10 protein-coding genes are annotated in these 21,953 nt (G+C 46.9%); 7 read left to right on the top strand and 3 right to left on the bottom strand.

Annotation, left to right across the window (positions count from 1 at the left end):
• Nucleotides 1–118: 118 nt before the first annotated feature.
• The 6 genes from AB1656_10030 to AB1656_10055 all read left to right on the top strand — a co-directional run bounded on the left by AB1656_10030 (nt 119) and on the right by AB1656_10055 (nt 3,419).
• A complete protein-coding gene (locus AB1656_10030; GenBank protein MEW6235713.1) occupies nt 119–379 on the top strand; it encodes a DUF433 domain-containing protein in 261 nt (86 codons plus the stop codon).
• 47 nt (nt 380–426) lie between these two features.
• Entirely contained in the window at nt 427–828 is a 402-nt protein-coding gene (locus AB1656_10035) for an Asp23/Gls24 family envelope stress response protein (protein ID MEW6235714.1), read from the top strand.
• 20 nt (nt 829–848) lie between these two features.
• A complete protein-coding gene (amaP, locus tag AB1656_10040) occupies nt 849–1,487 on the top strand; it encodes an alkaline shock response membrane anchor protein AmaP (GenBank protein ID MEW6235715.1) in 639 nt (212 codons plus the stop codon).
• 15 nt (nt 1,488–1,502) lie between these two features.
• Nucleotides 1,503–1,790, top strand: coding sequence for an Asp-tRNA(Asn)/Glu-tRNA(Gln) amidotransferase subunit GatC (gatC, locus tag AB1656_10045; GenBank protein ID MEW6235716.1), 288 nt, complete (start codon nt 1,503–1,505; stop codon nt 1,788–1,790).
• Between the two features lie 11 nt (nt 1,791–1,801).
• Nucleotides 1,802–2,143, top strand: coding sequence for a hypothetical protein (locus AB1656_10050; GenBank protein ID MEW6235717.1), 342 nt, complete (start codon nt 1,802–1,804; stop codon nt 2,141–2,143).
• 241 nt (nt 2,144–2,384) lie between these two features.
• Nucleotides 2,385–3,419: a hypothetical protein gene (locus AB1656_10055; GenBank protein MEW6235718.1), complete on the top strand. Its 1,035-nt coding sequence runs from the start codon at nt 2,385–2,387 to the stop codon at nt 3,417–3,419.
• A 187-nt stretch (nt 3,420–3,606) separates the two neighbouring features.
• Here the strand turns inward: AB1656_10055 and AB1656_10060 are convergent, their stop codons facing one another.
• From AB1656_10060 to AB1656_10070, 3 genes are all read right to left on the bottom strand, one after another.
• Nucleotides 3,607–8,946, bottom strand: coding sequence for an FG-GAP-like repeat-containing protein (locus AB1656_10060; protein ID MEW6235719.1), 5,340 nt, complete (start codon nt 8,944–8,946; stop codon nt 3,607–3,609).
• A gap of 206 nt (nt 8,947–9,152) precedes the next feature.
• On the bottom strand, nt 9,153–11,288 hold the full coding sequence (locus AB1656_10065) for a hypothetical protein (protein MEW6235720.1): 2,136 nt from the start codon (nt 11,286–11,288) through the stop codon (nt 9,153–9,155).
• An 89-nt stretch (nt 11,289–11,377) separates the two neighbouring features.
• Nucleotides 11,378–12,484 carry a formylglycine-generating enzyme family protein gene (locus tag AB1656_10070; protein ID MEW6235721.1) on the bottom strand — a complete coding sequence of 369 codons (1,107 nt, stop codon included), beginning with the start codon at nt 12,482–12,484 and terminating at the stop codon, nt 11,378–11,380.
• A 795-nt stretch (nt 12,485–13,279) separates the two neighbouring features.
• Here AB1656_10070 and AB1656_10075 point away from each other — a divergent pair.
• Nucleotides 13,280–21,301, top strand: a complete 8,022-nt coding sequence (locus tag AB1656_10075; protein ID MEW6235722.1) for a right-handed parallel beta-helix repeat-containing protein — start codon at nt 13,280–13,282, stop codon at nt 21,299–21,301.
• Nucleotides 21,302–21,953: the final 652 nt, after the last annotated feature.

The raw sequence follows: 21,953 nt of genomic DNA on the forward strand, positions 1-21,953 counted from the left end.
CCAATGCGTAGGCGGGACGCCTGCACACCCAGGCTGCGTAACATGAGTAAAATAAGATAGATCGTGTTTTTCTACTCAGCGGCGCCGCGTTAACAAAGTATTGAAGGGCTTTTTAACGATGACCTTAATCAATCGCATCGAAATCAATCCTGATATCATGCTGGGCAAACCTGTGGTTCGTGGAACCAGGATTCCAGTGGAACTCATCCTGCGCAAACTCAGCGAGAGAGCAAGCGAGGCGGATTTTCTGGATGCCTTTTCTCAGTTGACGCCTGAGGACATACAGGCGGCTATCCTTTATGCCGAAGTAATGAAGGATATGAAGATGAAAGACCTTTCAAGAGAGAAATTCAGGGCTATTTTTTTATTTCTATATTGATGTATGATAATAGAGATTAGAATTGGCGAAACAACCCGGAGGTAGTAATGATCGGTTATTTCGATACGGATTTAGGACGAGTTCAAATTTCCGCCACCATCGTTCGGCGATTCATCATGAAAGAGGTGGAAAAAAATCGTTCTTTTCGCTTTCCGGGAACGAAACAGGGGGAGCCGGTCAGCCGAAAAACGGCGGAACGCTGCATTCGCGTCAACTTCGTCGAAGGACATGTGGAAGCGATTTTGATTATCTCCGTCCTCTATGGAACCCGGATCATCAAGGAAGCCCGCGAGTTGCAAGGCAAAATCGCCCGGACGCTGCAATTGGGCGCCGGATTGAACGTCGATAAGATTTCTATCAATGTAGAGAGCGTTTTCGAAATGGAACCGGAAAAAACGCCGCTGTTGCTGGATCACGAATCGATGCGCGCCAATGCCGTCAATCAATAAGAGAGCCTGATAGGAAGTTCATGAGACAACTTACCCTGCTGGCGTCGTTTGTCATCTTAATCTGTCTATCCCTCGCCTGTTGGCTGATCGTGTTGGGGAACAGTTCATTGCTGTTGGGCATCAGCGTTTGGCTTCCCAATATCTATATGGATGCATGGGGTAAAATCGCATTTTGGGCGTTTGCTTTGCTTTCGCTGGGTTGCAGCCTGTCGTTGCTGGCGATGATTTTCGGATTCGAACCCCGAATGCGCAAGCATATCATTTTGGAAGACGAATCCGGCGCCATCGGCGTCTCGTTGGACGCCATCGAAGACTTCATCAAACGCAAAGCCATCAACATCAACGGCGTGCGCGATCTGCATGTGCGGGCGGAAGCGGTCGAGGGCGAGTTGTTGCTCAAAACCAAGGTCGTGCTGGAACTGCAACGCAACGTGCCGGAATTCACGAAGATGTTCCAGGAAAAAATCCATCGCGAACTGGTGGATACCCTCGGCCTGCAAAACGTGAAGGAAGTCCAGGTTCTCATACAAAAAATATTGCCGCGAGAGACGAAATCCGAACCGATTCTCTTATCCCCACCCGCGCAAATTTATCTCAAAGAGCCGGATGAAGAAAATTCCCCCGGCGAGGATCATCCCACGAAAATCAACAACGCCTAAAACCAAAGGACGAACATGAACATCAGCCGCGAAGAAGTCAAACATATCGCTCTCTTGAGCCGCCTGGAACTTACGGAAGACGAAGCGAAACTCTATACCGGCCACCTGGCGGAAATACTGCAATACGTCGAAAAATTGAAAACGCTGGACGTGTCGGACGTCGAGCCGATGTCCCACGCCGTGCCCATGTCCAACATCTTCCGCGAAGACGAAATCGCGCCTTGCCTCAGCAACGAAGAAGCCCTCAAAAACGCCCCCGACAGCGCTCCCCCCTTCTACCGCGTCCCCCGCGTTACGGAATAAGCGGTAAATTTATGACCATATTCGTACTCGCCGCCAATTCTCAAGAAAAAGCTATTGAAAAAGTCTTCGATTTCGTCGAAAATAAAGACCAAACCGAATGGCTCAACTTGGAGCGTTCCAGCGTCGCTTTGGTCGCTGACGACGAAAATCAAAGCGTGGTGAAGATGCGTCCCGCCGTCATGCGCACTGGCGGTCCCAAGATCGGCGTCGTCATGGGCGATGTGCTCTACTTGAAAGCTCAGCCGGTGGCGGGAAAGGGAAACTACGGCGTGTTCGGCCAGCGCATCGTCCAAATACCCAACCTGAAGTATATCCAGTTCCAAGGGGGAGAGGAAATCCTCGGCGGAGCGTAGTATCCCGTCGATTTCCATCTCCTGGTCGAGACGCGCAAGGATGCCGGCAGTCCCTGGCAGGCGGATGCCGCCTTCCCCGCCCGCGGACTCGATCCCAACCGCGCCGTCAGTCCTGGTTCCTGCTGGTTCATGGAGGATTTGACGCAATGGGCGGGCCAGGAAGTGCGCCTCTCGCTCATAGGAACAATCTTCGAGTGAAACAAAGAGAAAACGGAATATAGCAGGAAGGGACAATGGAAATATGTTAAACACGAACCGAAATAATTTCCAAGACGATAACCGCATCCGACGCAGAACATTTCTGCATAAGTCGATGGCCGCTTCAACATGCGTTATATTGGGATGTAGCTTTGAAGAACATAACCTGCTCGCGCGGGAAATCGAACAATCCCCGCCCAATCCTTCGCTTGGTTCCAGCAACAATATGAAAATGGGTCGAATTGGCAAGCTTTCAGTATCCCGCTTGATTGTTGGGGGAAATCTAACCAGTGGAATCGCTCATAGCCGCGATTTAATTTATGTCTCTCCCTTGCTGAAGAATTACTTTACTGATGAAAAGATTTTCGAAACCTGGGAATTGTCCGAGGAATGCGGAATCAATTCGGCGATTCTTCGGTTAGACGATCAAGTCATCCGGCTTACGCACAAATATTGGAACGAGCGGGGCGGCAGGCTTCAGTGGATCGCGCAAATCAAGCCTCGAACCATGGACGTCGAACCGTTTCGCGCCGATATAAAACGCGCGATAGATAATGGAGCCGTTGGCGCCTACATCCAGGGGAATGTTTCGGATTGTCTCGTAAAAGACAACCGTCTCGATCTTCTGGAAAATGCCTTGCAGTGCATAAAGGACCAAGGCGTAATTGCGGGGATCGGCGGGCATTCGCTTGAAGTGCCGATCGCCTGCGAGAAAGCTGGATTGGAACCCGATTTTTATCTCAAGACATTACATAGCCGAAATTATTGGACATTCAATCCGGCTAATGATCCGTGGGAGAAATTTCATGTCAGTACGGGGAAAACGTATGACAATGTTTGGTGTACGGAACCGGAAGAAACCATTGCGTTCATGGAGAAAGTGAACCGGCCTTGGATTGCTTTCAAGGTAATGGCGGCTGGAGCCATCCATCCCAAAGAGGCGTTTCAATACGCCTATGCCAATGGAGCGGATTTTATCTGCGCTGGAATGTTCGACTTTCAAGTGCGAGAAGATTCCATCATCGCAAGCGAGTTACTGTCCAGCCAGATGGCGCGATCTCGGCCTTGGCGGGGATGAAGAAAAACCAAGTTGTTTGCATTCTGTCCGGGTGAAAGGATTTGCGGACGCGGGAACTATTCTATGCCGTAAGATAAATAAGTCCCATCTATTCATTCGATTAAACAAATTCTATTGACGGTTTTAAAATTAGAAAAAATGGGGGACAACCGTATATGATTGTCCCCCATTAATGCTTTTTACCTTTTTACATATCCAGCCAATTCGTTATGCTGGTTTCTGCGGACAATACAATCTTGAAATATCGAGATGAACCGCTTGGATCCGTAGGAGCCGTTAATTGCAGCGAATTTTGACTTTTCATGGAAATCGTTTTCGCTCCAGCTAACGGCATCTGCGTTGCGGGATCCAGTTCTACTAATTCCGCTTTGGATACGCCGGAAAAACTGGTTGTATCCCACGTTATCGCTGCAGGTATTTTTGTTTTCTGATCGATTTCGAGAATCCATTCTTGTTCGCCGTTCATACTGCGAATATCTCGGACGGTATTGACATAATCGATTCCCGTGTTAGTCCAAAAATATGCATTGCCATCCGAATCGGGAACTGCGGGCGGCGCCAAGTAATCTTCTATGCCTATTCCATCCACGGCGGCGGCGTCCCTCCCCATCTCTAAACTCGCTAAAGGAGCTTGTCCGATAGAAGGATTCAAAACGTATATTCGCGCCGGATTCTGAACGGATGCAGGTTTAGAGACCGGACCTCTTCCAAGTACTTTTCCTGAAGGGGTTTCAAATAATGTAACGGGAGCGTTCACTTGGAACCAATATCCCTTTTGCAACTCCAAGTAATCTGTAGGAGCAATTGGAATGTATTTCTTGGCAACGTTGTCGTATCCCCAAACGACTCCTATTCCTTCCGTACTGCGCAATACTTCGTCATTCACTCCAATAAGGTTCCATATTGGAAGCAACGTGATGGGAAGATTATTTTCCCGATAACCTTTTATTTCATACGTACTATTTTGAGCAACAAAAATCCAATAGCCCTTATGGGTTTCGAATTTGTAAGGTATTTCGTATTGCGATATTTGAGGATTGTAGGTCCATATTGGAGTATTCACGCCGAAAACGATTTGAGGAGTAATATTATTGTCAACGCTTAAAGGAACGGATATCAAATTCCATCCCTTTATCAGATTGTAAGTTACCGACTCCACAGTCACTACTTTAAAATTAATCTGGTAGTAAAATTTACGCGCTACGAATCCCCCTTGAGAAGCAATGTTGATTAAGGATTCCTTTTGCATGTCCATCGATTTTCCGGTGGGTATTTCCTGAGCATCCGTAGGCACAAGATAGGCGATAAGGCGAACATTCGCGAGAACAGGCAACGAAGCCGGATTCCACTGGATCACCGCTTCCTGGTTGGGAGGAACGGTAATGATTAACTTCCATTTCATATTTTCCGTATTGACATCCCGCATATCTTTCCACAATTTGCTTTTTTCAGCGACATCGTTAATAAGGAAATAGGCTTCTCTTCCCGATGGATCGGCTGGAGGACTTAACGTGTCAATGCCGACATCGTATTTATCGGTTGCTCCTTCTTTCTTTCCAAAAGCGAGTTGGAAGTTGGATGGACCGATTTTTATGGATATTGGAAATTCAAATGGCCCAATTATCGGATTTATTGATGGAGTATAAACGGGAGGTATTGTAGGCGTATTTGTTGGTTTAATTGTAGGGGTATTTGTGGGCGTATTTGTTGGAGGAATAACCGGAATAGGCGTATTTGTCGGGGGAACAACAATAACAGGCGTATTTGTTGGGGGAATAATTGGAACGGGCGTATTTGTAGGGGTAAAAATTGGTACGGGCGTATTGGTGGGGGTAATTGTCGTAAACCCTGGAATATCAACATCTCTCTGATAATAGTATATCCCGTCTCCGCCATCGCCGCCCCAAACGACATTATTTGACGTAAATTTTCCGCCTCCGAAGCGAAGATCGCCTATCGTAGAGCTAGTATCATCATGATATATTACGAGAACAGAACCGCCGCCGCCGCCGCCGCCATAACGATTCGTGGATTGACCGCCAATAGCGGATATTTGGATATTCGAACTGCCGATTTTATTGGCAAATACGCATACAATACCTCCTCCAGCGCCTCCCGCAATTTTCTTTGCGTCTATGGAAGAGTCGATATTATGGTTATAGCCTTTTCCGCCGCCCCCGCCGATAAACAGTTTATGCAGGAGCAATTCTCTCGAATAGGGATAAAGGTCGACAATATTTTTCCCTCCGGTAATCAACTTTCTATGGTTGAAATTCCATATACCGTTCAAACCATCGGCGCCGTTTGCGCCGCCGCCGCCGCCGACAATCGTATCCGTTGGCAGCTTATACGAATTAAAATAAAGAAACTCATCTGCGTTATCCGGTTCTGGGGCTTTCACTTCTCTTTGCCCATAGTGATTCAACGTTACGTAAACGCTGCCGAATTGATTTCTTTTTATTATTTCATTATCGCTGGTTGCAGATTCACTATTAATGATATTAAGGCGTCTTCCTACCACAATATCCATATCGCTATCTTTATCCACATCATCGACGGCTATAGCATGGATGTCATCGTCATCACTACTAAAACTCAGCAATGGAACAAATTCCACAGATCCGAAACTGTCTACGCTCGTCAAAATGATTTGGCTTGGAGTTTGATTTTGACTCCATTTACCGCCAATTACCATATCCATAAAATTGTCCTTGTTCATATCTTTCAAGACCAAGGATTGAATATCTTTGTATCGGTTATAAGGAATTGACTTGACGAAATTTCCTTTGCCGTCATTAAGATAAATAAAGATATATTGTCCAGCGGAAACTATATCCAAATCGCCATCTTTGTCCATATCCGCTAAAGCAACGCAGTTTGTAACTTCTCCTTGGCCGAATATCCGTTTATTCGTATCGCGGAAATTGCCGCCTTCTCGTATTATGTTGTTATTACTGTCTTTTTCCGGTTGATTGATATAGACAGAATTAACGCCTTTCGCATTACCGGTAACTAAATCTGGAAAACCGTCGCCATTAACATCGCCAAATGACAGGGAGCGTATTTGATCGTCTTCTTGTCCGATAATTTTTACATCTGGAAATGGTTTAGTAACCAATCCATTCATGTATTTTTCGACGGAATTGAGATAGACATAACAGACGCCGGCGTTGCCCACCGCTAAATCCATATCCCCATCTTTATCCACATCGGCGAAAGCAAGCGCATACGTTTGACCAATTTCAGAAACGTCCAGGATATCCTTTTTCAGTTGATAACCATTACTTCCATAATTTCCTTTCCCATCATTGAGATAAATAACCACGTTATGGCGCGTCACGTCATTTTCTTTGGTCGCAACCCATTTTCCCACAGCGATATCATCCCAACCGTCTTTGTTAACATCAGCTATGGCCACGGCATTCGTAATTTCCGTGTTGTTTGCGTTCGTACCCAAACTTTGAAACGATCCCCAATAATCAAGACCATTATTGTAATAGACTACGTTTTGTCCGTCTTCGCACCCTACTACGATGTCCAAATTATCGTCTTTGTTCAAATCCTTCATTGCAATAGCGTTGATATGATCGGAACCGGTTCCGAAATGGCCCATATCTTCAATCATGGGCGTTCCATCCGAATCGACGATAATGGGCGCATATTCCGATCCAGCTTTAATCTGGGGTTGCAATAAATAATTCATTTGATTGTAGTTCCCTACAATCACTTCCGAGATAAGATCATTATCGATATCAGCCACGAGAAGGCATGTCGTTTGACTGCTCGCTTTATCGTTCGCGTTGCTGAAATAGAGGTATTTATTCGATGGGAACGTTCCGCCTTGATTTAAATAAACAATCGAACGTTGCCCGTTGTCATTCCCCACGATTAAATCCAGTTTTTGATCTTTGTTAATATCGTATAAAACCAATGAACGAGTCGAATCTTTCCCCGTGCCGAAATTGACTATTTTTGTACTAATATTGTTACCGTCCCTTTCGTGAAATGAAATATAGTTTTGTTCCCCATAATTTCCCGCCGCTATATCCGGTCTACCATCATTATCCACATCCCCAACCGTTAAACAAGCCGTTTTGTCGTTACCGGATCCAAAGGGGAGCGCTTGATTGAAATGGCCATTCTCGTTGATATATACGGCGTTTTGCCCTTCCCAATTGCCTGCGACAATATCCAAATCGCCGTCGCCTAAGTAATCGCCGTTTTTCTCCCAATCCACCAAAACAAGACACGTTGTACGATCGCTTCCTGTTCCGAAAGAAATGACTCGATCATCGCTAAATTCACCTTTCCCATCGTTCAAATAGACAAGATTTTGTTCCCCATCATTGCTAACTACAATATCCAAGTAAGTATCGTTATTGATATCTCCCACCGCAACGGACTGAGTGTGTTCGCGCCCAAGACCAAAAGACTTATGATCGACTAAACCGATCATATCGTCCTTAAAATTCAGCAAATTTCCTCTACCATCCGTATAATAAACGATGTTTTCTTGTCCATCGCACCCCATGACAATATCGATTCCGCCATTGTTGTCAAAATCCCCCACGGCAACAGAAGTTACATTTTCTTGAGCGGTTCCAAGGAATTTTACGCCAGCAGTAAATTTTCCTTGTCCTGAATAACTCTGTTGTTTGAGATTGTTCATATAAATTATACTTTGACCGCCTACATAGTAAGGATCGGTGCGAAGTTGTCCCGTTCCTCCCACCGAAGTTAATTCACCATAACTGGTCGAATTGTTTCCAACGATTAAATCCATATCGCCGTCATTGTCGATATCGGCGAGCGCCATCGCTCGAGTGGAGTCGTTTTGCGTTCCCACTTTACGAATCGAGCTGAGAGTGCTGGCGTTGCCGCCGGCATTAACGCCGCCATAGATGTCGCCATCGGCGGTTTGTCCGCCGCCGCTCCCAACGCTGGGAGCAAATCCTTTGCCGTCCACATTGATTTTTATATCGTTTAGCGTATTTTGCACGCGAAAAACGACTAAGCCGTATTTTGAGCTTGTAATCGTTCCGCCCCCTTTAACCTCTTTATAATTGGGTACACGTTGTAAAATCACCGTCTGCGAATTTTCTATACCATCGGTTTGTCCCCAGTTTCCATATTCCTTGACGAGATTCGTCAGGAACGTAATTTTCTTTCCCGACATTTCTTTAATTCGTAAAAATTCGTAATTTCCAATATTTTTCCAACGGCGATTTTGCGCCGTTATCTTTATAAGCATCACTTCATCACCGACTTTTAACGTACTTGTCAATGGAGCGTCTTTGAGAGTCGCCGTATTTAGCGAGAGACTATACACTTCATAAGCAACTCCATCTCCTTTAACACTCAAATCATAGGTGCTGGTTGTGGGAACGGTTAAAACTCCGTCTGCACCGTTTCCGTATCCGAAAAGAGTAGACGGATAATCTTGCCCTTGAGCGGGAAATCCTGCTCCTCCGAGAAACAACAAAACGGCGATCGAAAGCATACAAGTATTGCGATTTAAATTTTTCATGATCTCTCTCCTTTTTTTGAGATATTATTTCTATGGTAAAGTGTTTTAAGCCCAAAAATAACGCTGCATTTATTTTCTCGCTATGGACCGCTCATCAAAAGAAACAATCGTTCTAAATAGAGAATAAAGTAAGGCAAAAGTTTTATTACTTCTGCAATCAATTGCAATTCGCTTTTATGCATTATTCTATCTCACGATTGTATGAATTAATCCATTTTTTTCCATATATTCATGAGTGTGGACGGTTCTGATATCGTGATGCGAAATACTCGAACCATAGGTTCCTTACCCTGCGATTTCATAAAAGATACAGCGTTTTGATTTCTCAATTGCACCGGCGCTGCGCTGGTTGACGGCCTATGCGTGTTGTAATCGAGTTCCACCAATTCCGCCGTCTCCAAAGCAATAAATTGCGATGAATCCCAGCGGAGAGAACCTTCTCCTTCGGTTTTTTGCTCTACGAGCAGCAGCCATTCTTGCTTCCCTTTCATGCTCCGAATATCCCGCACCGTTTGTTTATATTCGGCCCCTGTAAGGAAATAGGCATTTCCCCCCGCCGCCTGCACATGAGGCGCCGTATAATCTTCGCGTCCCGATTCGTCCGACGCCTCTACATCCCGACCCAACTCCAACGTTTGAATCGGCGCATCCTCAAACTGCGCCATAAACGTGTAAAGGATGGCGGGATTGGCTTCCGGCGAGGATTGACTTTGCGACATTCTTCCAATTCGCTTCGCTCGATATCCCGACAACATATAAACGGGATAATTCTCGTCGTTGTACACTTGATAGCCTTTCCCGCGCTGCAACTTGCTTGTAGTATTCAACAACATCATTTTTTCATCCTTCTCATATCCTTTCCCTGGCTCATATTCAAAAATTCGAATCTTATTTTGTATCCTATTCACCGATACTTCCTCGCACACGCCGATCAAATTCAATCCCGGCTCCAATGCGATCTCTCTATTGGGTATTTCAATTCCCTTAATCCACATAGTCTGATCCATATCCGAATACACCCAATATCCCTCGAACAAATTGAGAAAAGCGGGATGCTCCTCTTTTTGCGCAAAATTATTATATCTCCAGATGTTGACATTCGGCCAAAGCAAACTTTCCGGAGGCAACCATGCGTAAAAAGACAAAGACAATGGAATGGAAATTAAATTCCAGCCCGATTTAATCTCCAATTGAAAATAGTCTTGTTTCATATCAACCGTGATAAAGAGATTAAACATACGAGAGGAATATTCCGTACTAACCATATAATATATATTCTTAAACATGTCTAAGCTAGAATCTTTTTCCTGCAAATAGACTTTGCCTGTAACCGATGCCGGAATATCCCATCTCATCACCGCATATTCGTTCGCCGGGAGATCCAGCGTTACTTGCCATTTAAGTATCTTATTTTGAGGATCGGGATATGTCAGACCTCGATAATCCTTAGAAAAGCCAGAGAAGTTTGAAGTTCTTTCCCCCAAATAAATCAGATCGCTGTTCGGCGCTATTTCATCAAACTCTGCGTCATATTTATCTGTTGCTCCCGAATTCGTTCCAATTTCCAATTCATAATAACTTTTCTTTAATTGCACCTTCAGCAGAATGGTAAAAGGTTTTAACGGCCACGGAGTAAAAGTCGGCGTAATGGTGGGCGTTTTGGTTGGCGTAGGCGTACGCGTTGGCGTACCCGTATACGTTGGCGTAATGGTTGGCGTAGGCGTGCGCGTAGGCGTAATGGTTGGCGTAGGCGTAATGGTAAACGTTGGCGTACGCGTAGGCGTTAGCGTCGGAGTTTTCGGCGTAGGAGTAGGCGTTGGAATTGGCGGCGTAGGAGTAGGCGTATTTGTTGGCAATGGCGTGCTGCTTTTGTATTGCACAATCCCACGGCTTCCCAATGGAATATACTCTATTGGCTTATCATAGATGTTTAGTTTGGTTATTCCATTGATAGTGAAGGAATACGAATGATCGAATTCTGGTTCCAACCAATTGTAATAATCGATCGATGAATCATCGGTTCTAGCGATTTCAAAGGTTTCCTTCTTTTCCGTTTCCCCATCCTTTGTTGCATAGATAACGTAATATAGAATCTTGGGATCCTTAAAATTCCAGCGGATGGTCAAGCATTTCTTATCCGGCGCATCCACATCGGTTTTTGTTAACAAATTATCCGTACTAAGCCAATCGTCCGTGACTATAATCGTATTCGTTGCAATGATGGGAGTGGCCACAGGCCGCGTATCAAGCGTAAAACGAAAAGAGAAGATTTTATGGACATCAGAATTGCTTGGAGAGGCGAAAAGAGCTAACGATAAAGTGAGAAACAGCCAGCGTTTCATTTTTGTCCTCCAATTATTATGAAAGGACTAACTTGGCGGTTTGTCCAAATTTCCGTCCGCCCTCATCGAAAAACAATAGAAAAAAGCAATCAATTCGATTCCAAAACAAGCCGTAAGCCCATGGATTTGGACAATTCGTTAGGTTTCCAGGAGTATCGACAAGCCGACCGTAATTTTGTGGGATCGCTGCTATAGGCGCCACCCCGGGCTATGCGATCCGAACCAACATCTGGACCCTTAGGATCAATTTCCGTTATTGAATCTTTACCTTTATACCAGTTCTTATCATACCAGTCCTGGCACCATTCCCATACATTCCCGCTCATGTCGTACAAACCCCAGGCGTTCGGCTTTTTTGTGCCTACTTCGTGGGTTTTTTCGACGGAATTGTTCTTATACCAAGCGTATTCATCGATCAGAGAGTAATTCGGATCGTTCCCCCAATAAAAACGAGTCTTCGCTCCGGCACGGCAAGCGTATTCCCACTCCGCCTCCGTCGGCAAACGGAAGGTTCCTTGCCCCAATTGACATAATTTTTGGATAAAGATTTGGCATTCATCCCAGGATACATAGTATACTGGATAATTCATTCCAACACCGATATCCAATTCGGGATTGCTGCCCATCAAGGCTTTCCATTGCGCCTGAGTAACTTCATACTTCCCAAGATAAAAATCTTTCGTTATTTTCACCCAATGTTTTGGTTCTTCATCGGCTTTCGCGTCTGTGTCGTCTAACTTCTTCGATCCCATCTCAAAATCAATCCCCGTCCGGATTAGCGCCATCTCCAGGGGCTTGGCAGTGGAAGGCAAATTGTCGATGGTAAGCGTAATGGTCTCGCCAGCGCCGGATTCGTCATCCGCCGCCACTTTAATACGGTAGTTCGTTTCGTAAACATTCGGATTATCTTTTCCGGCATCCCAAACGATTTGCTTGTCTTTTCCGGGCGATGTCTTGCCAAAATCCCCCGTCAGCGAATTCGCTGGAATGTTGCGGCCAAAGCCATCCAACACCTGGACGCTGATCGTCACGGAGGCGCTATCCGAATCTTCCAGGTCGTAAGAAATATCCACGAGATTCGTCCCCCACCGCTGGGATACTCGGATGTTGCTGATAAGCGGGGCGCCCGCATGAACAGAGGATATCAAGGTAACCATTATTCCCAAAAGAACCAGGAAATACGCTTTTCGAACCATTGAACCTCTCATAATGCCCTCCGTTAACGAACCGATGGCGAATAATGCTTAAATCATTAATATTCAAGACGTTATAATGCGTAAAATACCCAAAAATAATCAATCGCATAAAACGAACATGAAATATATACCACAATTTTTTTAAAAAGTATATTAAAAAACGTTTTTTTAGTTATTTTTTCATGAGAAAAAGATAATGATTCATATTTCTTAATCACTGCTCTCATGCCGTAAGATGATATTCGTATGCCGAATGCAACTATTTGAAATTAAAATCCAACCTCTAACCACCCCTATCCAATACACTTAGAAATGAGGTTTCTCATTGTGAAAGCGCAAATGATTCAAAAAATCCCATCCTAATTAGAGCCGCATAAATCCGTCTCGAGCGGTTTACCATTTTTAAAGAAAATAATGGGACTCATGCGTTTGCGTTTTCCCTAAGGAATCAGCCTTTATCTTTTTTTATCCGCCGGTCGAGCGTTATAATCGCGCCCAATGCAACGAAATCCCGTCCCCGAGAAATCGGGGATTTTTGTTGGAAATCCATTGAAAAATCAACATATTTTACGTATTTTCCCTTTTCATCATCTATTCTTATCAATTTCATCATCTATTCTTATCAATCTAATCTATTAGGAAAAAGGCCGGCGCGCGGATCATAAGTTTTCATAAAAAAAACGTTTTTTTTTGAAAAAAAGCTTGACGAGATGTAATTCAATATGAAAAAATCGGTCATCATTGTCTGTTTAAGTTAGGAAATTTCGATTTATATGTTATTCACGGGAGAAAATCATGAATCATTACAAAGTTCGTAAAAATTACCACTATCCTATTGCTATATTCATTCCGATTCTTGCAGCCTTTTTGTCTTTCTCTTTTATGGAAGCCAGCGCTCAGCCGCTCTTATCGAAAGGAGATATTACCGGCGATGGCGTTATCGACGGGCGCGATGCGCTCAAAGTTCTGCGAGCCGTTGAGAATTTGGAAACGCTTTCTCCGGCGGAAATGGAAAAAGGCGATGTTTTTCCCATACCCGGCGTAGGCGATCGATTGACCGGCGATGGCGTCTTGACCCGCGAAGACGCTCGGCGGATTCTGCAAATGAGCGTGGGTCTTTATTCCGAGGGGGAAATCACGGGCGACTTCGATGCGCTGCCTCCCATGATTGACGATTTTTATCCCAAACATGGCCCAGCTGGGACAAAAGTTACGATTATCGGTCAAAATTTTGTTGGAAGCATTCACAAGGAAAATCTGGTTTTCTTCGGCGATATCGAAACGCCGGTTCAGGAAGCCGCAGGGACTCGTCTTGTCGTCGAAGTCCCGGCGGGCGCGGAGACCAACCGCCTTCGCGTCATATCGGTCGGCGGCATAGACCAAAGCCCTTTCGTTTTTCGCGTTACACGAAAAATAACAGTGTCGTTGCAATTGGATGGGGGATTGAATGCGCAGGATTTTTCGGTTGTCAACAATCTGGAGGAATCGCAAAATTCCACTTCCAATACATTTAATATCGAAATTCCCCAGCAGGAGGCCAACTTGATTGCCGCCGTTCCCAAGGATGATCGCTCGATCTTTTATTTGGCTTTCGTCACGCCTGAATCGTTAAAAAGCGGCAATTCGGGAACGTCCTCAAATCCGGTGATTTTAAACGCCCAGACGACGGCGGCGGCGTTGACGCTTTTGCATCCGTATATGCTTACCGCCCAAACTTCCACAATCGATTACTTGACAAGCCTGGCGCCGACTCTTCCCGAAACCCAAAACCTGGCGCAAGTCATCGCGCAACGTTTTGCGGCGAATGCGGATGGATTGAACGATGCGGCGGTAAAAACGGCGTGGATGCAATCGGTAGCGGCGGTTCTCAATGCGTTGCCCCATACGACGGCGTTCGACGTCGCCGCAACGCCTGCGGCGGGCAAGACGATTCCCTCTCGCACGGCAATCGGTTCTATGCCGAATGCATCCGCACCAAGCGAAGGAGATGCGCAGACATCGAAGCCTACGCTCATCGACTCGTTGACAGTCAGCTTCAACAAAGCCGACGCCGATCTGACGAACGTTTATTTCGACGATCTGGCGGGCGGGCTTCATGTCGAATTGAATCCCGGCTACAGCCCCTTGGACTGGATTACTACGATATATCGCGTTGTTCCGAAGTCATTGCCGCTGGGCGCCAATACTCCTTATGCAGAAATCCGGTCGAACGATTATGCGCATACGGGCTACGAACGCGTCTCCGCCATCGTCTCCGATCGTCTGAAGAGAAAAATGGACGTTTATGGAGCGGGCGTCGACAAGGCGTTCGCAGGCGAAGATTGGATTCCAGCGCAAAGCCAGGTATTGCCGCTGGAAAACGGCGATGAAGCCGTCTATATGCTTCGTTCGTACAGCGGTTCATCATTCGATCGCCAGGGATGGGACGCCAAAGTCCTGCAAGCAATTCCTAATGGAAGAAAGCAATCCCTGCGAGCCGCGTCGTTGAATATCGTTCTGCCTTTGGTCGATCTATGGGCTATAACGGTCGAAGAATATCGAACCGCCATTGTGGACGCCGTCCATCAAGGTTTAGTAAGCTGTATGGATCGGCTCAACCAGGAGACCGCATCTTCGAATCTTACGGCGATGACGCATCAACAAGCGTTGAATGCTTATCTCAAAGCGCTGGAGTCGGCGGGCGGCGCGGTCCGTTCGGCTTTCACCTTGCTGGATATTCCCGCCAATCGAAAGAAATTGCAAAAAATACTGTTTACTGCTTTGCAGCATTCGGCTGGGAGTGCGAATGTATTATCGAAGACGGCGGCGGTTGGAGATATTGGATCGCGGTTGACCAAACTCGCCGGTTATCAAGCGGAAAACGATGCGTCTCCGTTGGAATCGATCATGGTCTTAGCGGGGGATCCCTATAAACCTTCGATCCATCACCTATCGCCGGCGGAAGGGTATGAGGGAGAAATCATCAAAATCGTCGGCCGCCATTTTGCCATCGATCCAAAAGATAACTTTGTAACCTTCGGCAACGAACTGGTTGCGGAACCAGTGGATATCCAATTGTTGGGCGAGGATATGATTCTTTCGGTCAAGGTTCCGATAGGGCTGATCAGTTCGGTTCTGCCTAAAGAAATTAGTAGTAACGTTTACGTTACTACTCCCGCTTCAAAGGAACGGACCGAAACTAACGATTTCTTCAAAGTTTTGATCAGTCCAATCTTGTATTCCATCGGCCCCAACCAGGGATACGCTCCGGCGTCTGCGTTCCTGACCGGTCCTTTTGCAGGATTTAAGGGGACGGAAATTTCTCTGAATGGCAATTATTTCGATCCGCGCAATGAGAAAGAGCCTTTGCAAGTCTTTTTTGACGATCCGGCGGCCGGCAAATCCTGGGAGGTTCCCTCTACCTTCGAGTATTCGTCGCGTATGCGCATAACCACGCCGGACTTGAAGCTGGGCAAATACCGCATCCGCGTCTTCAATCCCAACTCCAATCTCTCCACGGACGCGTTCGACTATACGATTCTCGGCGAACCCAAAATCACGACGCAGGAACCGTCTTTTGCGTATGACGGGCAACAGGTTCATGTAGAAGGAGAAAATTTCGACAGTGCGATCTTCGATCTCAATGGGGAACAAATATACCCGCATTCTTTAACCAATACTTCGTTCTCGATCAAGATTCCGGAAACAAGCGAAAATACGAATTATGCGCTCAAAATATTCACTCCGGCGGGGAAAGTGGAGCATTCCATTCCGGGATCAAGCGAAAAAAGAATACCTAACCTCGTAGCGCTTCCTCGTGGATTCACCGTAACGCCCACGGATACAAGCGCAGGAATGCAGGCTGATGGAAGGCTAACCCTGGATGAAGCGATCGCTTTTGCCGGAGGTAGATTGTCCCTCTTCAATCCGCCGTATGACGATCCCAACGAGGAATGGACGCATCATTTCAACGAAAGGAAAGTCCAAACCGGCGAAGACAGCCAGGGACGTCCGGTTTACCAATACCAATGGGAAGAAGCGAATGTCGATAGAGTAACTCTGACGATCGGCAACGGCCCCGCCCCGGAAATGCGCAGGCATTTCCGCGTCGAACATTATCACGCCGATCATGGCGGCGGAGTTTCTCAACCCGCTTTGTATCAAAGCGAGAGCCTGGATGCAACGGCGAACGATAAAGAAGAAGGCGACTTGATAACTTCTTTACCCAGCAGCCTAGATTGGAGGACGTTCATCGGTTCGCAAACCGCCGACGAGATAATCGTCACGGCGCCCAATTCCACCTGGTATTCGGAAGGATTTACTTTGACGCCGCAAGATAAAATCGCATTGCCGAATACTTCGCAATTGATTTTTACGCGAGACAGTCATTCGTTCGAAATCCAGGACGGCTGTTCGGTTTCTTTTGGAGAAGTGCAAGCCAGAAGTCCGTTAACTCTCTCAGCGAACTCCGCAAGAATCCTTTCCGGGACGTTTTCCGGATCGCGATCGGATGGAATCTACTTCACCTACGGCAGCCGGGGAAATATTGTCGGATCCAACGTTGCCGTTCGCTTGTGCAACGGGCACGGCTTGTATATTTCAGGCGGCGGCTGGAATCGGATCGAACAGAACTTCTCCGTCCAATACGCCGGGAGAAATGGAATTAACCTTTCGAATAGTTTCGAGAATCAATTGGCCAATGTAGATATCAGAAATTGCGGCCAGGACGGCGTTTCTATCGATGGAGGCATGTTCAATACCATCTACGGCTGCCTGACAAGATACAATCAAGGCCACGGCCTCAATTTATCCTTCACGAAACGAAATGAAATTTACAACGTTATTAGCGGAAACAATACAAAAAACGGAATATCTGTGGAAAATTCGGGCTTTAACTCGCTGAGTTACGGTCAAAGTTTTTTGAATCAGAACGGAATCGAACTATGGGGGCAACTTGCTTCAGAAAACCGCATAAGCAGCTTTAAATTAGGCCATTCCAAATGGGAAAACGGCGACGATATGATTGCCGGCAATTCCAAAAACGGCGTTTATCTGGGCGCCGGCGCCAACCATAACGATTTCAACGAAATCGAAATATACAATAGTTACGAAAACGGCGTGCTGATGGAGCACGAAAACACCATTTACAATCGGATTCAGGCGGCGATTGGCGAAGACACCAGCAACGCTTCCGAAGCCAACATTTATTTCAATGGCTGCGAGGGACATGGCGTCCTGATCCAAAAAGGCGCCTCCTACAATCAACTCTACGCTTGCAAAATCGAAAGGAACAAGAAAAACGGCATCGCCATCCTCGACGAAAAAACCGTTGGGAATTCCATAAATCAAGCTTTGATCGGCGGGCGATCCCAGAAGGTCGAAAGTCTCGAAAAGATAATCGGCGCCAATGGGGGCTATGGGATTTATATCGAACAAGCCCGCGAAACCGCCATCAACGAATGCGTCATCGGCCGAAATAAAAGCGGCGGCATCCTGGCGAAAAGCGCTCACAAGTTGGAGAATGGCGCACCTACCTTGAAAATTTATAAAACCGCCCTTGGGTATACGCGCGCGCTCTCCTCCGTTACGTTCAATGTGGAAAACTATATGTTGAAAATCCTGCCCGGCGATGCGATTCGAATAGAAGACAGCGACGGCGCAATTCTCGATCAATCCTGGATTCAGGGATTCGACATAGGAATTTACGCCGGGGGCGTAGGCTCCGGATATCATACATTGAACCTAATGAACATCCGCAATACCGCCAAAGAAGGAATCGTCTTGAATGGATCGAGTAACGACTCGATTCGGGCCACAATCAACGCCCCGCAAGAATCCGGCATGATCCTGACCAATGTACAAAATCTGGTTTTAAACAAATGTACGATTTCGAGTTGCGAAAAGAATGGAATAGTCGTCGAGAATGGAACGAATATCGCCATCTCGAATACGACAAGCCAAAAGAACAAACAGCGTGGAATTCATATCAACAATTCATTAACCGTGGCGCTCGACAATGTATTCATCAAGAACAACGGCAGCCTCAGCGTGGAAAGCGAAGGCCTCTATATGGAGGATGCGCGGGAAGCGGTATTGCAACGGGTTGGAGTAAGCGACAACGTATTGGATGGCGCCCGCTTCCGATATGTCCGCGATTCCGTCTGGCGGGGCCTTCATCCCGCCCAGCCGGTCGCCTATCAATATGACATTACCCGCAATCGCAATGGAATCGTCCTCATGGATTGCCGGAACTTCACGCTGGGAGAACCGGGACGCTTGTTGACGGTCAATTACAACACCGGCGCGGGCGTGTTAATCAAGCAAGGCTTGCAAAGTCAGATCGCGCTGAAGTCGATGGTTATCGGAGGGAATAAAAAAGAAGGCATCCGGGTGGAAGGAGGAACCGGAATCCAAATCGGCGGATTCAATGCTCAAGAAGGCTGCAAAATCTCCGGCAACAGCGAAGCGGGAATTTACGCCGAAGGCCAAGATTCCAGCCTTTCGATTCAATACAATACAATCGGCTCTTATTCCTATTACGGCGGCAACGGCCTCGGCGTTGTTTTGACGAACGGAATTCATGACGTGGTTCTTCATGGCAATACGATTAAATCGAATCGCGGTTACGGCGCAGCGATCCAGGGAGGATCGTACCACAATTGGCTTTCCTTCAATTCGATTATTCAGAACAGCAAAAGCGGCGTTTATATTGAAGGGGCGGAATCGAAATTCAATACGCTGTTCGCCGATTCGTTTTTCATAAATTCCGGCGACGATATTCTGCTCAACGGGGGCAACGGCGGAATCGAATCGCCGAAGCCCGAATCCCTGACTTGGCGCGATTACAATATTACTGGAACGGCGAACGCCCCCAACGGCAGCCGCGTGATTATAAACCGGGAAACCGGCAATAGCCGAGATCCTATGCTGCTGGGAACAGGTTACGTCTTCAATAACAAATTCAACATCTCCTCGTCTCTTCCTAAGGGAACGGCGATTAGCGCTTTGGCGATTCATCCTGACGGAAATACGTCCGAGCTGAGTTCTTTCGTTATGCATCCCAACGAATTGCCGTCCATCATTTTTACTTCGGAGAGAGCAGGGAAAAAGTATTTGGCCGTTCAAGGCCCCTCCGATCAAAAACCAGTTTGTCTCGTTAAGGATGATTACAACCATTACGATCCCCATTACGCGAACGGTAACTATCATCTTCTCTTTACTTCGGAACGGAGCGGAAACGCCGATCTTTGGCTCACGACCAGCAAAGCGTACGAGTTTAGCCAATATACTTTTCATTCCGCCAAAGATTATTCGCCCGATTGGCTGGGTGGAACCAGCCATGTTCTGTTCGTTTCGGAAAGGGATGGAAATCCGGAAGTCTATCAAATCGAAGTGGACCCCTATGGTACTATGGGCGAATTGACTCAACTATGGGGTTCGCCTTCCACGACCCAGTTTTACAGTGGATTCGCGGGCGAAGCGTTGGGAGTGCAATACGAATCCATTGAGGGAACCTTGCAAGAAATCCGGTTTTATATTTTCGGCGAGCCTGCGCCTTTCCAATGGTCCGTATTGCCGGTCGTCGATGGCCAACCCGGCGATGCGCCCATCGCCAGCGGCATAACGGCTCCCGCTGGGACGGGATGGCATTCCGTCAAGCTGGATAACGTAATCGTTCCCGAAAACTACGTAGTAGTTATGTCGTTTTTGGAAGACGGCAAACCCCAACTGGCCCGCGGGAGCAACGGAAACGTAAACGTCTGGTGGTTTAAAAAAGTTGGCGACGTCAGTTGGAAGTTGGAAAATTATAAACCATTCTGCATCGATGTCGTCGTGGGGCCGCTTCCGCCAGTACGCTTGACGAACGATCCCGCCGCCGATCTCGATCCCTCCTGGTCGCACGACGGCAAGCGCTTTGCTTTTACGTCGAACCGGGGCGGATCGAAAGATATTTATATCGCGAACGTCGATGGGACCGGCGTCAAAAAACTTACCGATGGCGCCGGACAAAACGAAAAACCAGCCTGGTCCCCCAATGGGGATGCCATCGCTTTCGTTTCCACGCGGGATGGGAATGAAGAAATCTATCTAATTAATATAGACGGAACCAATCTGACTAGGATCACGAATAATGCCGATCGCGATACTGATCCCGATTGGTCGTACAGCGGAGGGGAATTGTTTTTCAGTTCCGGCCGCGATTCCGGTATGGAAATCTATATGTATCGTACATGGGACAAAAAAACGGTTCGCCTGACTGTCTCTCTGGCAGATAACACTCAACCGAACGGCGGTGCCGCTTATGTCAAACAAACCGCTGGCGAGATGGCCGGATCGCAAATAACGTCGGCGAATTTGACGGGGAAAAACCGGACGTTTGTCTCTACGTTGTCGGGCGAAGTGGAGCTGCGCGTGGATTCGGCGAATATGACTCCAGGGGAGACGTCAACGCTGAACGTTTACCTCGCGGGCGCGCAATCGCTCGGCTGTTTGGCATTCGAACTAAACTATGACGGCCGGTCGTTCAACCTGGCCGATGCGGTTCCCGGCAGTCTTGGCGGAAACCTGGGTATGGCCGCCGTCAATCCCGATTGGTTTCCCTGGAGCGAAGGATGGGCGCGTTTCGGCTGGATTCACGCTTCCGGCGTTCAAGGGGGATTCGAAGCGTTGCAATTGCAATTCGCCGCTTCATCGAATGTCCCCAATGGCGTTTATCCGCTGACTCTGCAAAATGCGCAAGCTTTCGATATAGGATTGGCGGCCATCCCGGTTAAAATCGTCAATGGCCAAATTACGATCAGCGGCCAAACGCCCGTCGATTCATGGATGCTCTTTTAGGGATAACGAATGGTCTGAGATTAAAGTACAGGAAATCGAACCAATCCCCGCCATGCGTATTTTCGCATAGCGGGGATTTTTTCTTGATTCGCAAACTTAATTCTTACCTGTTATACCAACCTGCATTGATATTGCTGTTTTAAAAAATTCTTCTCCCAAGATGGGGAGAGGTTAGGTGAGTGTTGATATTATTAGACTTATATTCCCCTCACCCTCGCCCTCTCCCAAAGGGCGAGGGAATTTATAAGCAACAATCCTAACGCAGAATGGTATTACTCATGTCCCCGAACGCTATAGCCATTAGGGGATGCATACGCTCCCATTTACCATCCTTATCCATCGCTTGAGCTGCCTTTCTTTGATATTTTCCCCCCCGGCTCCAAACAAAAAGAGAGATTCGCCCGCCAATCCCAGTTATTCCCAATCCTTTTTTCATTATAATCGTTAATAGGATTTGCGAGTGTTAATATCATTTTTCGTGCGCGCTCAAAGAAATGGGGATCATCGAAATGGTTCGTTCATCCCTTGAATATAAACGCGATAGCCGGAAAGGGATTTCGCCGCTTCCCAGAGCCTTGTCTCTCGAATCGTATGGAACGAAACTATGGAGTCAGGCGAATATCCCGAACGATAAAACCAAAAATCGACGAAA

This window comes from Candidatus Omnitrophota bacterium (assembly GCA_040755155.1).
Lineage (GTDB): Bacteria > Hinthialibacterota > Hinthialibacteria > Hinthialibacterales > Hinthialibacteraceae > JBFMBP01.

What these genes read in the sequence shown, in the direction of transcription:
- AB1656_10065 (MEW6235720.1), bottom strand. Translation starts at nt 11,288, where the DNA reads ATGAAACGCTGGCTGTTTCTCACTTTATCGTTAGCTCTTTTCGCCTCT.
- AB1656_10075 (MEW6235722.1), top strand. Translation starts at nt 13,280, where the DNA reads ATGAATCATTACAAAGTTCGTAAAAATTACCACTATCCTATTGCTATA.
- amaP (MEW6235715.1), top strand. Translation starts at nt 849, where the DNA reads ATGAGACAACTTACCCTGCTGGCGTCGTTTGTCATCTTAATCTGTCTA.
- AB1656_10055 (MEW6235718.1), top strand. Translation starts at nt 2,385, where the DNA reads ATGTTAAACACGAACCGAAATAATTTCCAAGACGATAACCGCATCCGA.
- AB1656_10035 (MEW6235714.1), top strand. Translation starts at nt 427, where the DNA reads ATGATCGGTTATTTCGATACGGATTTAGGACGAGTTCAAATTTCCGCC.
- AB1656_10070 (MEW6235721.1), bottom strand. Translation starts at nt 12,484, where the DNA reads ATGGTTCGAAAAGCGTATTTCCTGGTTCTTTTGGGAATAATGGTTACC.
- gatC (MEW6235716.1), top strand. Translation starts at nt 1,503, where the DNA reads ATGAACATCAGCCGCGAAGAAGTCAAACATATCGCTCTCTTGAGCCGC.
- AB1656_10050 (MEW6235717.1), top strand. Translation starts at nt 1,802, where the DNA reads ATGACCATATTCGTACTCGCCGCCAATTCTCAAGAAAAAGCTATTGAA.
- AB1656_10030 (MEW6235713.1), top strand. Translation starts at nt 119, where the DNA reads ATGACCTTAATCAATCGCATCGAAATCAATCCTGATATCATGCTGGGC.
- AB1656_10060 (MEW6235719.1), bottom strand. Translation starts at nt 8,946, where the DNA reads ATGAAAAATTTAAATCGCAATACTTGTATGCTTTCGATCGCCGTTTTG.